This is a genomic window from Anaeromyxobacter dehalogenans 2CP-C (assembly GCF_000013385.1).
GTDB lineage: Bacteria > Myxococcota > Myxococcia > Myxococcales > Anaeromyxobacteraceae > Anaeromyxobacter > Anaeromyxobacter dehalogenans_B.
Map to the genome: position 1 here is coordinate 1026345 of NC_007760.1, position 14341 is coordinate 1040685.

The 14341-nt window shown below is 76.6% G+C and carries 10 protein-coding genes and 1 tRNA gene; 4 read left to right on the top strand and 7 right to left on the bottom strand.

Going from position 1 to position 14341, the window contains the following annotated elements; genetic code table 11:
- Positions 1–20: 20 nt before the first annotated feature.
- Positions 21–96: transfer RNA gene (locus ADEH_RS04540), tRNA-Ala, on the bottom strand.
- Positions 97–201: 105 nt separating this feature from the next.
- On the opposite strand from ADEH_RS04540, the gene ADEH_RS04545 reads away from it, so the two are divergent.
- The 3 genes from ADEH_RS04545 to xrtE all read left to right on the top strand — a co-directional run bounded on the left by ADEH_RS04545 (position 202) and on the right by xrtE (position 4817).
- Complete coding sequence (locus tag ADEH_RS04545) at positions 202–2472, top strand: tetratricopeptide repeat protein (RefSeq protein ID WP_041453320.1); 2271 nt, start codon at positions 202–204, stop codon at positions 2470–2472.
- A 223-nt stretch (positions 2473–2695) separates the two neighbouring features.
- Positions 2696–3163, top strand: a complete 468-nt coding sequence (locus tag ADEH_RS04550) for a hypothetical protein (protein WP_011419947.1) — start codon at positions 2696–2698, stop codon at positions 3161–3163.
- Between the two features lie 10 nt (positions 3164–3173).
- Complete coding sequence (gene xrtE, locus ADEH_RS04555) at positions 3174–4817, top strand: exosortase E/protease, VPEID-CTERM system (RefSeq protein ID WP_011419948.1); 1644 nt, start codon at positions 3174–3176, stop codon at positions 4815–4817.
- A gap of 9 nt (positions 4818–4826) precedes the next feature.
- Here xrtE and ADEH_RS04560 read toward each other — a convergent pair whose 3' ends face one another.
- The 6 genes from ADEH_RS04560 to kdpF are packed head-to-tail and all read right to left on the bottom strand — an operon-like array spanning position 4827 to position 12765.
- Positions 4827–5522 (bottom strand): response regulator, encoded by a 696-nt coding sequence (locus ADEH_RS04560; protein ID WP_011419949.1) that lies wholly within the window; start codon positions 5520–5522, stop codon positions 4827–4829.
- Positions 5519–8227, bottom strand: a complete 2709-nt coding sequence (locus tag ADEH_RS04565; protein ID WP_011419950.1) for a sensor histidine kinase — start codon at positions 8225–8227, stop codon at positions 5519–5521. Before ADEH_RS04565 ends, ADEH_RS04560 begins: the two co-directional genes overlap by 4 nt.
- Entirely contained in the window at positions 8224–8835 is a 612-nt protein-coding gene (kdpC, locus tag ADEH_RS04570; RefSeq protein WP_011419951.1) for a potassium-transporting ATPase subunit KdpC, read from the bottom strand. The genes ADEH_RS04565 and kdpC overlap by 4 nt, the downstream gene beginning before the upstream one ends.
- An 11-nt stretch (positions 8836–8846) precedes the next feature.
- Positions 8847–10934, bottom strand: coding sequence for a potassium-transporting ATPase subunit KdpB (gene kdpB / locus ADEH_RS04575; protein WP_011419952.1), 2088 nt, complete (start codon positions 10932–10934; stop codon positions 8847–8849).
- 5 nt (positions 10935–10939) lie between these two features.
- On the bottom strand, positions 10940–12676 hold the full coding sequence (gene kdpA / locus ADEH_RS04580; RefSeq protein WP_011419953.1) for a potassium-transporting ATPase subunit KdpA: 1737 nt from the start codon (positions 12674–12676) through the stop codon (positions 10940–10942).
- Positions 12673–12765, bottom strand: a complete 93-nt coding sequence (kdpF, locus tag ADEH_RS22710) for a K(+)-transporting ATPase subunit F (protein WP_081436898.1) — start codon at positions 12763–12765, stop codon at positions 12673–12675. The genes kdpA and kdpF overlap by 4 nt, the downstream gene beginning before the upstream one ends.
- A 356-nt stretch (positions 12766–13121) precedes the next feature.
- On the opposite strand from kdpF, the gene ADEH_RS04585 reads away from it, so the two are divergent.
- Positions 13122–14339, top strand: a complete 1218-nt coding sequence (locus ADEH_RS04585; RefSeq protein WP_011419954.1) for a glycosyltransferase — start codon at positions 13122–13124, stop codon at positions 14337–14339.
- Positions 14340–14341 lie beyond the last annotated feature (2 nt).

Sequence of the window (14341 nt, forward strand, 5' to 3'; positions counted from 1 at the left end):
GCCGCCGGGCCCTTCGAGATTGGTGGAGCTGATCGGGATCGAACCGACGACCTCTAGAGTGCGATTCTAGCGCTCTCCCAGCTGAGCTACAGCCCCACGAAGACTTCCCCGAGGTCAGGGGACGCCTTCTCTAACGGTTCCGGCCGGGGGGTGTCAAGCACCGTCTGACGCACCGGCCTCGATGCTATGTTGGACTCCCCCATGCGCACGCCTGGAAAGCCCCTCACGCCCGCAGAGCTGTCGGCGCTCGAGCACGCCTTCGCCTCCGATCCCGCCTCGGACGCCTACCGTCCCTTGACCGAGGCATACCTCGCCGCCGGCCGGTTCATGGAGGCGATGGTCGTCTGCAAGAAGGGCGTGAAGGCGCACCCCGACGATCCCGCCGCCAAGGTGCTGCTGGCGCGCGTCTACGCCGAGCAGGGGAAGGATCGGAAGGCGCTCGAGGAGCTCGGCGCCGTGCTCGCGGCCTTCCCCACGTTCGCGGCCGCGAACCAGCTCGCCGGCGTGCTCCACCTCCGGCTGGGTGAGCGGGAGGCGGGAGAGGCGGCGCTGCGCCGCGCCGCCGACGCCGCGCCGAACGACCCGGAGATCCGGGCGCTGCTGGAGAAGCACGGCGTCGGACCCGCCGCGCCCGCCGTGCCCGCGGCCCCGGCGCGGCCGGCCGCGCCAGCCACGCCGGCCGGCGCCGGTGGACCGCCCGTCGCGCCGCGCGTAACGGCGCCGGCCCAGCGCCCGCCCGCTCCCCCGCCCGCGCGCCCGCAGGCGCCGGGCGCGCCGGCCGCGGCCGAGCGTTCCGAGGAGGTGCCGCTGCCGACGCCGCCGCCCACGCAGGCGAGCGGCGCCGCGTACGCGCAGCAGCTCGCGGAGAAGTACGGCACGCAGACCTTCCAGATCCCGCACTCGCGCCAGCCGAAGCGCGCCGGCCGCGGGCCCATCGTGGCGACGGTGGCGCTCGCCGTCGCCCTGGCGGTCGCGCTGGGCGGCTGGGCGCTCTACAGCAAGGCGCGCAAGGAGCGGATCGAGGCGATCGACCGGCTGCTCCGCGAGACGCGCGAGCTGGTGGACCGCGACGCCTACGCCGCCTACGGCGAGGCGGCCGCCAAGCTCCAGGACATCCTGAAGCGCGACCGCGACGCGCTCGCCGGCCACGCGTTCCTCGCGTACGTGGACGCGATCCGCTGGGCCGAGCACGGCGACGGCGACGCCGTGCGCGACGAGGCGATGCGCCAGGTGGACGCGGCGCGAAAGCTCGGCCGCCACTCGCACCTCGTGGCGGCGGAGGCGTACCTGCGCGCGAGCTCGGGCGACGCGGCCGGCGCGAAGCAGGCGCTCGACGCGGTGCTGGGCGGCGAGGACGGCTCGCAGAGCCCGTTCCTGCTCGCGGTGCTCGGCGCGGTGCAGCTGCGCGCCGGCGACCTCGACGCGGCGCGGGACGCGCTCACCCGCGCGCAGCAGGCGAACCCGGGCGACGCCCGGACCGCCTGGCTGCTGGCCGAGCAGTTCCGGCGGCGCGGCGAGGGCTACGAGCTGCAGGCGTCCGGCTACTACGACTACGCGCTGCGGATCCAGAAGGAGCACCTGCCGTCGATCCTGGGCAAGGCGCTGGTGGTGCTCGGCCGCGGCCAGCTCGACGAGGCGGCGCGCGCCGCCGCGCTGGTCCTCGCGCCGCAGGCCGGCGCCTCGAAGCCGCAGCAGGCCCTCGCGCACGCGGTCCGCGCCGGCGTGCTCGGCGCGCACGGCAAGGCCGCCGAGGCGGCGTCGGAGGAGCAGGCCGCCGCGAAGCTCGACCCGTCCAGCCCGGAGATCCCGTGGCTGGTCGGCCAGCGCAAGCTGCGCGCCGGCGACGCGGCCGGGGCGGTGGAGGCGTTCCAGCGCGCGGTGTCGCTCGACGACCGCCGCGTCTCGCTCTACGCCGACCTGGTGCGGGCGCAGCTCGCGCAGGAGGGTGGCGCGCAGCGCGCCCTCGAGACGCTGAAGCGGGCCGTGGCCCGCGTGGGCGAGAGCCCGCGCCTCGCGCTGCTGCTCGGCGACGCCTACCGCGCGGCGGGCGACGCCGACCTGGCGCGCGGCCAGTACGAGAAGGCCATCGCGCTCGGCAAGCCGTTCCCCGACGCGCGCGTCGCGCTGGCGCGGCTGCACCGCGACCGCAACAACGTCCCCGGCGCGCTGGTGGAGCTGACGCAGGCCATCGACGAGTACGGCCAGGGCGGCGCCGGCGGCGCGGCCGCGGCCTACGTGGAGATGGCGGACGTGGAGCGCGCGCGCGGCGCGCGCGCCGACGTCGTGGCCGACCTGTACCGCAAGGCGCTCGAGAAGGACCCGGCGAGCTGCGAGGCGCTCTGGGGCGCCGGCAAGCTCGAGCACGACGCGAACAAGCTCGCGGACGCCAAGACCAAGCTGGGCGCCTACGCGAAGCTGTGCCCGCGCGCGCCCCACGCGGCCGAGGCCGCGCGCCTCGCCGGCGGGAACTGATCGGGGCGCCTCCTCGCAGGCGCCCGCGATCGCGCCGGTTTCGGCGCGCTCGACGCGGGGCGCGGCCGCCGCGCGCACCCGTACGATGCGTGACGGGCGGGAACGCGGTGGGGCGCGCAGCCCCGCCCGCTGTCGCTCGCGCCTGGGATTGTCCCCTCGCCCTGCGTGACAGAGACTCCCGGTGTTCTGAGCGGCTCGTGAAGGCGCTCCGGGGGAGAATGACATGCGGATCTCGTTCGCGCCGCTGGGAGCGGCGGCGGTCGCCGCGCTGCTGCTCGGGTCCGGGGACGCCGGCGCCCGGGAGAAGCTCCGGCCGGACGGCGCGAGCCGGGCCGACGTGGAGGCAGGCCGCGCGGATCGCGCGCCGCCCGGTGCACCCGCCGCCGGACCCGTCGGTGGCGACGCGCGGGGGCAGGCGCCCGCGGACGATCGCGCCGGCGAGCACGGGCAGCAGAACGGCGTCGGCCACGACAACGGCGGCGACCACGGCAGCGGCGTCGGCCAGGGGAACGACGGCGATCGGGGCGCCGGCGGCGGGTGGGGCGTCGGCGGGGTCGGCGGCGGGGACCCTGGCGGCGGCGGGAGCGCCGGTGGCATGAGCGTCCCGGAGCTGGACCCGTCCGCGGCCGGCGTGATCTCCGCGCTCGTGGTCGGCGGCGGCGTCCTGCTGGCGCGCCGCCGTCGCCGCTGAGCGGCCCGCCATGAGCGCGGGCGCCGTCGCCGTCACGTCCCGCGGCAGCGGCCTGCGCGCCGCGCGCCTGCGGGCGGGGCTGCGGTGGACGGTCCCGGCGGCGCTGCTGGTCGCGGAGTACCTCGGCCTGTCGCTGCTCGTGGACCTGCCCATGGCCGGGCCAGCGATGGCGCTGGTCCGGCCGCTGCGCATGCTGGGGCCGGTGCTGTTCGGCGCCGCCGGGGCCGGCTGGCTCATCGCGCGCGGCGACGCACGCGCCGCCGCGACGGCGGTCCCGCTCCCGCCGCTCCCCGCGTGGCGGCCCTGGCCGGTCCTCGCGCTCCAGGCCTGCGCCTACGCGGTCACCGCCGCCGTGGCGGTGGCGCTGCTGCGCCCCGGCGGGCCGCCGCCGTCCCCGCGCGCCATGGCGGGCTTCATCGCCTGCGCGGCGGTCGCGGGCCTGCTCGCGCTTCGTTCCGCCGCCCCGGTCCGGTGGCTCCTCGCCGCGCTCGCCCGCCGCTGGCTCGCGCCGCTGGTGGCGCTCTCGGTGGGGCTGCTCGCCTGGCGCGCGGCGGCGGCGGCCGAGGGGCTGTGGGGAACGCTCTCGGCGGTGACGCTGCACGCGGCGGGCGCGCTGGCGTCGGCGGCGGGCGCGGCGATCCGGGTGGACGCCGCCCGGAGCGTGATCCGGGCGAGCGGGCTGCGCATCGAGATCGCGCCGGTCTGCTCCGGCGTGGACGGCGTCGGGCTGGTGGTCCTGTTCCAGGCGGTCTGGATCGCGCTCGCGCGCGGCCGCATCCGCTGGGAGCGCGCGCTGCTCCTGCTGCCGCTCGGCGCCGCGGCCGCGCTGGCGGGCAACGTGCTGCGGGTCGCGGTGCTGACGCTGCTCGCGGCCGCGGGCCGCCCGGACCTCGCGTTCGGCGGCTTCCACTCCAAGCTCGGCTGGGCGTTCTTCATCGCCATCGCGCTCGGCAGCGTCGCCGTCGCCGAGCGCTCGCGGTGGCTGGCCCGCCCCGCCGGCGCGGAGGGCGGCACCGCCGCGGGCGTGCCGCCCGGCGCGGGCGCGTACGCGGCGCCGTTCGTCGCCACGCTGGCGGCGGCGCTCGTCACCTCGATGCTGGCCGGGGGCGCGCTCGATCGGCTCTACGGGCTCCGCGTCGCCGCGGGCGCCGCGGTCCTGCTGGCGGTCCGGCGCCGCCTGCCGGCGGCGGTCCTCGCCCCGGCGCTGCTCCCCGTCGCGGCGGGGCTGGCGGTGGGCGCCGCCTGGATCGCGCTGGCCGGCGGCGACGCGACGCCCGTCTCCGAGGCCCTGGCGCGGATGGGCCCGGCGGAGCGGGCCGCGTGGATCTCGGCGCGGCTCGCCGGCTCGTGCCTGCTCGTGCCGGTCGTGGAGGAGCTCGCGTTCCGCGGCTTCCTCCTGCCGTGGCTGGTGGCGCCGGGCTTCCGGGACGTGCCACCGCGCGCCTGGAGCTGGCCGGCCGCGCTCGGCTCGTCGCTGGCGTTCGGCGCCGTCCACTCCGAGTGGCTGCTCGGCGCCGCCGCCGGCCTGGCGTTCGCGGGCGTGCGCCGCTGGCGCGGCCGCCTCGGCGACGCGGTGCTGGCGCACGCGGTCGCGAACGCCGCCCTCGCGGCCGCGGTGCTGGGGGCCGGGCGCTGGGGGCTGTGGGGCGGGTGAGCCGGCGCATCAGCCGACCCGGTCGCGGAGGCGGTAGCCCACGCCCGGCTCGGTCACGAGCAGGCGCGGGCGCGCCGGCTCGGCCTCGAGCTTCTTCCGGAGCTCGGCCACCTGCACGCGCACGTAGTGCGCCTCGGTCGCGTTCGGCCCCCACACCTCGCGCAGGATCTGACGGTGCGTCAGGACCTTGCCCGCGTTGCGGGCGAGCAGCGCGAGCACCCGGTACTCCGTGGGCGTGAGCCGGATCTCGGCGCCGGCGAGCGTGACCTCGCGCCGCGCGAGGTCTACGCGGAGCGGTCCCGCCTCGACCACCTGGGACTGCTCCGGGGACGCCTGCGCGTGCCGGAGCGCGACCCGCACCCTGGCGAGCAGCTCGTTCACGCCGAAGGGCTTGGTGAGATAGTCGTCGGCGCCCGCGTCCAAGGCGCCCACCTTGTCCTCCTCGCGGCCGCGGGCCGACAGCACGATGATGGGCGCGCGCGACCACTCGCGCAGCCGGCGCGCCAGGTCGATCCCGTCGCCGTCCGGGAGGCCGAGGTCGAGGAGGAAGACCTCCGGGTTGTGGCCCGGGGCGAGCCGCTCGGCCTCGGCGACGCTCCCCGCCTCGACGACGCGATAGCCGTGCGCGCCGAGCGCGGCGCCCAGGAAGCGGCGCACCGGCACCTCGTCCTCGACCACCATCACCAGCGGGCCGGCCGCGGTCACGCCGGGCCTCCGCGCGGCGGCGCGGGCTCCGGCGGCGCCGGGGGCGGCGACTGGACGGGGAGGGTGAGCCGGAACACCGATCCACCGCCCGGCCGGCTCGCGGCGGTCAGGCGGCCGCCGTGCGCCTGCGCGATGGCGCGCGCGATGGGGAGGCCGAGGCCGACGCCGCGGACGCCGGGGCGGGCGGCGCGGTGGAACCGCTCGAAGATGCGCTCCTCCTCGCCGGCCGGGATGCCCGGTCCCCGGTCGGCGACCTCGATCACCAGCGTCCCGCCCTCACGCACCGCCGCGACGGAGATCTCGGTCCCCGGGGGCGTGTACTTCGTGGCGTTCTCGAGCAGGTTGACGAGCAGCTGCTCGATCAGGATCGGGTCGATGGAGAGGAGCGGGAGGTCGTCCCGGAGGGCGATGGCGACCGGGCGGTTCCCCAGGGCACGCTCGACGCGGTTCATGGCGGCGCCCACCACCTCGACGAGCGGCACCCATTCCCGCCTCGGCTCGACCACGCCGGAGTCGAGCCGCGTCATGTCGAGGAGGTCCGAGACGAGCCGCTCGAGGCGCTCGGCCTCCTCGACCACGGTGGCGACGAGCTCCCGGCGGACCGCCGGGTCGGCGACGGCGGCGTCGAGGAGCAGCGTCGAGGCGCCGGTGATCGCCGCGAGCGGTGTGCGCAGGTCGTGCGAGACGGCGGAGAGCAGGCCGCTCCGGAGCTCCTCGGTCCGGGCCCGCAGCGCGGACCGCCGCGCCTCGTCGGCGAGGCGCACGCGGTCCAGCGCGACCGCCGCGTGGCGCCCCAGCGACTCCACGAGCTCGCGCTGCTCGCCGTCGAGGGTGCGCTCGCGCGGCGCGCGGAGGGCCAGGATCGCGAGCACGTCCCCGGAGGTCCGGAGCGGCAGGCACAGCACGGGCTCGCCCGGGAGCGTGTCGGTGCCGCGGCCGGCCGGCCGGCCGTGCTCGTGGGCCCACTGGGCCACCGCGCGCGCCCCGGCCGTGAGCGCCTCGCCGGCGGGCACCGCGGCGAGCGGCTCGAGGGTCTCCCGGTCCTTCGCGACCAGGAACACCGCCGCGCAGTCGAACGCCTCCGCGACCGCGCCTACGCAGGCGGCGCCCACGCCGGCGGCGTCCGCCGCGGCGGCCAGCTCCTTGCCGAGCGCGTACACGGCGCTGGTGCGCCGCTCCCGCGCCACCGCCGCCTGCTGCTGCTCGCGCAGCCGCAGGGTGAGGGTCCCGATCACCACCCCGACGCCGAGCATCATCGCGAAGGTGAGGAGGTAGCGGGCGTCGGTGACGCCGAGCGTGAACGACGGCGGGACGAAGAAGAAGTCGTAGCAGGTGACGGCGAGCACCGCGGCGACGACCGAGGCGCGGCGGCCACTGGTGAGCGCGACCACCATCACGCCGAGCAGGAACAGCATCTCCACGTCCGGCACGTGGAGGAGCGCCCGCGCCGCTGCCGCCAGGGCGGTGGTGACGCCCATGATGGCGACCGCCCGCAGGTGCTCGCGGAGCGGCGTGGGGCCCTCGCGGCGCGCCGGGGCGGCGCGTCCGGGCCCATCGCCGTCGGTGCCGGCGAGCACGTGCACCTCGATGTCGCCGCTGCCGCGGATGACCTCATCGACGAGGGAGCCGCGCAGGCGGTCCCGCCAGCGCGGGTGGCGCGGCTTGCCGAGCACGATCCGGCTGACGTTCCTCCGCCGCGCGAAGTCCAGGATCCCGTCGGACACGCGGACCCCGGAGAGGCGCACCACCTCGGCCCCGAGCGACTCGGCGAGGCGCAGGTGCGCCTCCAGGCGGTCGCGGTCCTCCTGCGGGAGCGGGGGCTGGCCGGTCGCCTCGACCGCCGCGGCGAACCATGGGGCGCGGAGGCCGGCGGCGATCCGCCGCCCGGCCCGGACGATCCGCGCCGAGTCGGGCGCGTGCCCGACGCAGACGAGGACGCGCTCGGCGGTGGCCCAGGCGCGCCGGACGCCGTGCGCCTCCCGGAACGCGAGCACGTCCACATCCGCCCGGTCCGCCATGCGGCGCAGCGCCAGCTCCCGGAGCGCGAGCAGGTTGCCGCGCTTGAAGAAGTGCTCGCGCGCGAGCGCCGCCTGCTCGGGGACGTAGACCTTGCCCTCGCGCAGCCGCTCCAGGAGCTCCTCGGGCGCCACGTCCACGAGCTCGACCTCGTCCGCGCGGTCCAGGATCGAGTCCGGGATCGTCTCGCGCACCTGCACGTGCGTGATCTGCGCGACCACGTCGTTCAGGCTCTCCACGTGCTGCACGTTCAGCGTGGTGTAGACCTCGATGCCCGCCGCGAGCAGCTCGACGACGTCCTGCCAGCGCTTGGCGTGGCGCGAGCCCGGCGCGTTCGCGTGGGCCAGCTCGTCGAGCAGCAGGATCCGGGGCCGGCGGGCGAGCGCCGCGTCCAGATCGAACTCCTCCACGACGCGGCCGTGATGCGGGAGGGCGCGGCGCGGAAGCACCTCGAGGCCGAGCATGAGGCCGGCGGTGTCGTAGCGGCCGTGCGTCTCGACCGCGCCGATCACGACCTCGACGCCCTCCGCCACCAGGTCGCGGGCCACCTGCAGCATCCGGTAGGTCTTTCCGACGCCCGGCGCGAAGCCGAAGAACACCTTGAACCGGGCCCGCCGCGCCCGGTCCTCCTCGGCGCGCGCGTGCGCGAGCAGCGCGTCCGGATCTGGTCGTTGGTCCGGCGACGTCACGGCTCGGGCTCCTCCGCCTCGGTCGTCCCCGCATCAACGCCCGGGGCCTCGAGCGCGTCAAGCGCGAGATCGAGCGCGAGGACGTTCACCCGTGGCGCGCCGAAGAGCCCGAGCAGTGGCGGCTCGACGTGGCGCTCGACCAGGGCGCGCACCTCCGTCGCGGGCAGGCCGCGCGCCGCCGCCACCCGCCGGACCTGGTAGAGCGCCCCGGCCGGCGAGAGGTGGGGGTCGAGCCCGCTCGCGGAGGCCGTCACCAGGTCCACCGGGACCGGCGCCTCGTTGCCGGGATCCGCCACCCGGAGCGCGGCGACGCGGCCGCGGACCGCCTCCGCGAGCGCGGGGCTCGACGGCCCGAGGTGGGACGCGGCCGACGCGCGGCCGTCGTACGGGATCGGCGCGGTCGCCGAGGGGCGCCCCCAGAAGTACCGCGGGTCCTGGAACGGCTGCCCGATCAAGGCGGAGCCGGCTGGGTGGGCGTCGCGCGGCAGCACGCTTCCGTTCGCCTGGAACGGGAAGAGGAGCTGCGCCGCCGCCGTGAGGAGCGCGGGGTAGGCGAGCCCGGTGAGGAGCGTGAAGGCGGCGAGCAGCGCGAGGGCGGGGCGGAGCATGGCGCACCTCTTCAGACCAGGTGGAGCGCGGCGAGGGCGAGGTCGATCAGCTTGATCCCGGCGAACGGGACCGCGAGCCCGCCGGCCCCGTACAGCAGCACGTTGCGGCGAAGCGTCACCGCCGCCGGGGCGGGCCGGAACGCGATGCCTCGCAGCGCGAGCGGGATGAGCCCGACGATGACGAGCGCGTTGAAGACGACCGCCGAGAGGATCGCGCTCTCGGGCGAGTGGAGGCGCATCACGTCCAGCGCTCGAAGCCCGGGGTAGGTGAGCGCGAAGGCGGCCGGCAGGATGGCGAAGTACTTGGCCACGTCGTTCGCGAGGCTGAAGGTGGTGAGCGCGCCGCGGGTCATGAGCAGCTGCTTGCCGATCTCCACGATCTGGATGAGCTTGGTCGGGTTCGAGTCGAGGTCCACCATGTTGCCGGCCTCCTTCGCGGCCTGCGTGCCGGTGTTCATGGCCACCGCCACGTCGGCCTGCGCCAGCGCGGGGGCGTCGTTGGTGCCGTCGCCCGTCATGGCCACGAGGTGACCCCTCGCCTGCCACTCCCGGATGATCGCGAGCTTCCGTTCCGGGGTGGCCTCGGCGAGGAACTCGTCCACGCCCGCCTCCGCCGCGATCGACGCGGCGGTGAGCGGGTTGTCGCCGGTCACCATCACGGTGCGGATGCCCATCCGCCGCAGCTCCGCGAACCGCTCCCGGATCCCGCCCTTGACCACGTCCTTCAGCTCGATCACGCCCAGCGCGCGCCTCCCGTCCGCGACGGCGAGCGGCGTGGCGCCGCGGCGCGCCACGTCGTCGGCGATGGCCTGCACCTCGGCCGGCAGCGTCGCGCCCAGGCTCGCCACGAACCGGGCCACCGCGTCCACCGCGCCCTTTCGCAGCGAGCGGTCGCCCAGGTCCACGCCGCTCATCCGCGTCTGCGCGGTGAACGCCTGGAAGCTGGTCCCCGGCTCGAGGTGGGGCGCGCGCAGCCCGTGCCGCTCCTTCGCGAGCACCACGATGCTGCGCCCCTCGGGCGTCTCGTCGGCGACGGAGGCGAGCTGCGCCGCCCCGGCGAGCTCGCGCTCGGAGACGCCGCGGACGGGCAGGAACGCGGCCGCCTGGCGATTCCCCAGCGTGATGGTGCCGGTCTTGTCGAGCAGCAGCACGTCCACGTCGCCGGCCGCCTCGACGGCGCGCCCGGAGGTGGCGATCACGTTCGCCTGGATCATCCGGTCCATGCCGGCGATGCCGATGGCGGAGAGGAGCCCGCCGATGGTGGTCGGGATCAGGCACACCAGGAGTGCGACGAGGACGGTGAGCCCGACCGGCGCGCCCTGCCCCGACGCCCTGACCGCGTGGACGGAGAAGGGCAGGAGCGTCGCGGTCGCGAGGAGGAACACGATGGTGAGACCGGCCAGCAGGATGTCGAGCGCGATCTCGCTGGGCGTCTTCTGGCGCCGGGCGCCCTCGACCATCGAGATCATCCGGTCCAAGAACGAGGACCCCGGCTCCGCCGTGACGCGGACCACGATCCAGTCGGACAGGATCCGCGTCCCGCCGGTCACCGCGCTCCGGTCGCCACCGCTCTCGCGGATCACCGGCGCGCTCTCGCCGGTGATGGCGCTCTCGTCCACCGAGGACATCCCCTCCACCACCTCGCCGTCCGCGGGGATCGTCGCCCCCGCCTCCACGAGCACCAGGTCGCCCGTGCGCAGGCGTGGCGCCGGGACCTCCTCGCGCGCGGCCTCCCGGGACGGCGCCGCCAGCCGGACCGCGATCACCTCGCGACGCGCCCGTCGCAGCGCGTCGGCCTGTGCCTTGCCGCGCCCCTCGGCCACCGCCTCGGCGAAGTTCGCGAACAGGACCGTGAACCAGAGCCCCAGCGACACCGCCAGGATGAACGAGGGCGGCGCGTCGCCGCGCCCGGTGGCGAGCGCGTGCGCGAAGAGCACGAGCGTGAAGGCGCTGCCGACCTCGACCGTGAACATGACCGGGTTGCGGAGCATGCGCCGAGGGTGAAGCTTCCGGACCGCGTCGAGCGCCGCGGCGCGCAGGACGGCGGGCGTGGCGAGCGGCCTGGGTGCAGGGGAGCGCTGCTCGAGGAGGGCGGCCATGATGGTTACCTCGGCACGGCCTGGAGGTGCTCGATCACCGGGCCCAGGGCGAGGGCGGGGAGGAACGTGAGCGCCCCCACCAGGAGCACGGTGGCGACGAGCAGCCCGGCGAACAGCGGTCCATGGGTCGGGAGCGTCCCCGGTCCGGCGGGGACCGGCCGCTTGCGCGCGAACGCCCCCGCGATCGCGAGGACCGGCAGCATGACCCAGTAGCGTCCGACCAGCATCGCGACGCCGGTGAGCAGGGTCCAGAACGGCGTGCTCGCGGCGAGGCCGCCGAACGCGGAGCCGTTGTTGTTCGCGGTCGAGGAGAGCGCGTACAGCAGCTCGGTGAAGCCGTGGGGCCCGGGGTTCCCGACGGCGCCATACCCGGCGGGCAGCAGGCACGCGGCGGCGGTCCCGAGGAGCACCGTCGCCGAGGGCGCGAGGATGGCGAGGCTCGCCATCTTCACCTCGTACGCCTCGACCTTCTTGCCCAGGTACTCCGGCGTGCGGCCCACCATGAGGCCCGCGAGAAAGACCGCCAGGATCGCGAAGAGCAGCATCCCGTACAGGCCCGATCCGACCCCGCCGAACACCACCTCGCCGAGCTGCATCAGCCAGAGCGGCCAGAGGCCGCCGAGCGCCGTGAAGCTGTCGTGCGCCGCGTTGACGGAGCCGTTGGAGGCCGCGGTGGTGGCCGCCGCCCAGATCGCGGAGTCCACCGGCCCGAGCCGCGCCTCCTTGCCCTCCATGTTGCCGCCCGGCTGGAGCGCGGAGGGGGACGCATCGACGCCGAGGGCCGCCAGCGCCGGGTTTCCGCGCTGCTCCGCGGAGACCGTGGCGACGGTGAGGGGGACGAGGATGGCGAGCATGGCGGAGTACACGGTCCACCCCTGCCGCCGGTCCTTCACCAGCGCCCCGAACGCGAAGCAGAGCGCGGCGGGGACGAGGAGGATCGAGAGCGCCTCGAGCAGGTTGGAGAGCGGGGTGGGGTTCTCGTACGGGTGCGCCGAGTTCGCGTTGAAGTAGCCGCCGCCGTTCGTCCCGAGCTGCTTGACGGCCACCTGCGACGCCACCGGGCCGAGGGCGACCACCTGCTCCGCGCCCGGGCTCGCGGCCGTCGCCGACAGCGTCGGCCAGCGCGCGGCGGCGGAGGACGTCTGCGGCACGCCCTGCCAGGCGAGCAGCAGCGCCAGGGCCGCGGCCAGCGGCAGGAGCAGCCGGAGCGTCACCCGCGTGAGGTCCACCCAGAAGCTCCCGAGGCCGCTGCCCGCCGGCCCGGCCAGGGCGCGCACGAGCGCGGCCAGCACCGAGATGCCGGTCGCGGCCGAGAGGAAGTTCTGCACCGTCAGCGCCCCCATCTGCGTCAGGTGGCTCATGGTCGACTCGCCGCCGTAGGCCTGCCAGTTGGTGTTGGTGGCGAAGCTGACTGCCGTGTTCCATGCCACGAGGGGCGACACCGCCGGGAGGCCGGCGGGGTTCCCGGGGAGCGCCGCCTGCAGCCGCTCCAGCGCGAAGACGGCGAGCAGTCCCGCGGCGTTGAAGGTCAGCGCGGCGGCGGCGTACCGGCGCCAGCCCATCTGCTCGGCGGGATCCACGCCGGCGAGGCGGTAGAGGCCGCGCTCGAGGCGGGCGACCGGACCGCGGCCGTGCGGCGGGGCCGTGGAGAGTACCCGCGCGGCGTAGGCACCGAGGGGAACGGCGGCGGCCGTGAGCAGGCCGAAGAACGCGGCGATCTCCGCGAGGGCGGCGGCGGTCACGACAGCTTCTCCGGGAAGAGCAGGGCAAACCCGAGGTAGCCGAGGAGGCCGACCACGAGGGCGCCGGCGACGAGCGTGAGCGCGGTCATGGGGCGGGCCTCACAGGCGGTCGAGGAAAGCCGCCAGCGCGGCGGTGGCTGCGAAGAACGCGAGCGTGAGCCCGACGGCCAGGAGGTCGGTCACGGGTGCCTCCAGGCGCGGAGCGCCGCCGCGGCGGGCCCGATGAGGCGGAGGTGGGGTGCGTCGGTGGCCATGGCGCCGGCTCCCTTCACCCCGGAGGCTACCCGGGGCGGCATCAGGGCGGCGTCAAGGTGCAGGCCCACCCCGTCAAGGAAGCGTCAAGGCGACCCGGCCGCCCCGGCACCCGATTCGTCACGCCGCCGCCGCGCGCTCGACATGCGCGCGCGCCATCCTGCGCGTGCGCCGGAGCGCGGAGGTGGCCTGCATGGAGTGGCTCTCGCTCGTCCTCCTGGTCGGCGCCGCGGTGGGGATCGCGGCGGTCGCGACGCAGCACCTCGTGCTGTGGCGGCACGTGCGGCAGGCTCCGCGCGTGCCGCTCGGCACCCCGGGGGTCTCGATCCTCAAGCCGCTGTGCGGGCTCGAGGACGGGCTCGCCGCGAGCCTGGCCGCGTTCGCGGTCCTCGACTGGCCCGACTACGAGGTGGTGCTCGGCGTGCGCAGCGAGGCCGACGCGGCCTGGCCGGTCGCCCGCTGGGCCGCGCGCCGCTGGCCGGGGCGCTTCTCGGTGGCGGTGCAGCGCGGCGAGCCCGGGCTGAACCCGAAGGTGAACCAGCTGATCACGCTGGCCGCGGCGGCCCGCCACGAGGTGCTGGTGGTGTCGGACTCGAACGTGCGCGTCGAGCGCGGGTACGTCCGCGAGATCGTGGCGCTGCTCGAGGACCAGACCGTGGGCCTGGTGACGCACCCGATCGCCGGCGCCGGCGGGGAGACGCTCGGCGGGCTCATGGACGACCTGCACCTCGCCGGATCCATCACGCCGGGCGTCCTCGCGGCGAAGCGGCTGGCGGGGCGCGACATCGTGGTGGGGAAGTCGATGGCGCTCCGGCGCGCCGACCTGCGCGCCCTGGGCGGCTTCGCGGCGGTGAAGGACGTGCTCGCCGAGGACTACGTGCTCGGGCGCATGGTCGGCACGGTGCTGCGCAAGCGGGTCGCGGTGGCGGTGCGCCCGATCCGCAACGTGGGCGGCCGGCGCAGCGTCGGCGAGTTCGCGGCGCGCTACCGGCGGTGGGCCGTGCTCCAGCGCCAGGCGGTGGGCCGGGGCGTCTACGCGGCGCAGGTGCTCCTCAACCCGGTGCTCCTCGCCGCGCTCGGCGCCGCGGTGGCGCCGTCCTCCGGGACGCTGGCCGCGCTCGGCGTGGCCGTCGCGGCCAAGACCGGGCTCGACGGCGCGGCCGCGCGCGCGCTCCGGCCCGGCGGGTTCACGCTCGCGCAGCTCGCGGTGGTGCCGCTGAAGGACCTCGTGTTCGGGGCGGCCTGGCTGCACGGCCTGCTGCGCCGGGACGTGGTGTGGCGCGGCACCCGGCTCCGCGTCGGGCCCGGGACGCGCATCGACTCCGCGGACGCGCGCGCCGTGCCGCCGCCCGCCGTCGCGGGGGGCGCCGCGATCGAAGAGCGCCCACCGCTCGCCGACGCCGTCTCCTGACG

Excerpts from the sequence above, each read along its gene's own strand:
- ADEH_RS04545 (WP_041453320.1), top strand. The coding sequence starts at position 202 with ATGCGCACGCCTGGAAAGCCCCTCACGCCCGCAGAGCTGTCGGCGCTC.
- ADEH_RS04550 (WP_011419947.1), top strand. The coding sequence starts at position 2,696 with ATGCGGATCTCGTTCGCGCCGCTGGGAGCGGCGGCGGTCGCCGCGCTG.
- xrtE (WP_011419948.1), top strand. The coding sequence starts at position 3,174 with ATGAGCGCGGGCGCCGTCGCCGTCACGTCCCGCGGCAGCGGCCTGCGC.
- kdpC (WP_011419951.1), bottom strand. The coding sequence starts at position 8,835 with ATGCTCCGCCCCGCCCTCGCGCTGCTCGCCGCCTTCACGCTCCTCACC.
- kdpB (WP_011419952.1), bottom strand. The coding sequence starts at position 10,934 with ATGGCCGCCCTCCTCGAGCAGCGCTCCCCTGCACCCAGGCCGCTCGCC.
- kdpF (WP_081436898.1), bottom strand. The coding sequence starts at position 12,765 with ATGACCGCGCTCACGCTCGTCGCCGGCGCCCTCGTGGTCGGCCTCCTC.
- ADEH_RS04585 (WP_011419954.1), top strand. The coding sequence starts at position 13,122 with ATGGAGTGGCTCTCGCTCGTCCTCCTGGTCGGCGCCGCGGTGGGGATC.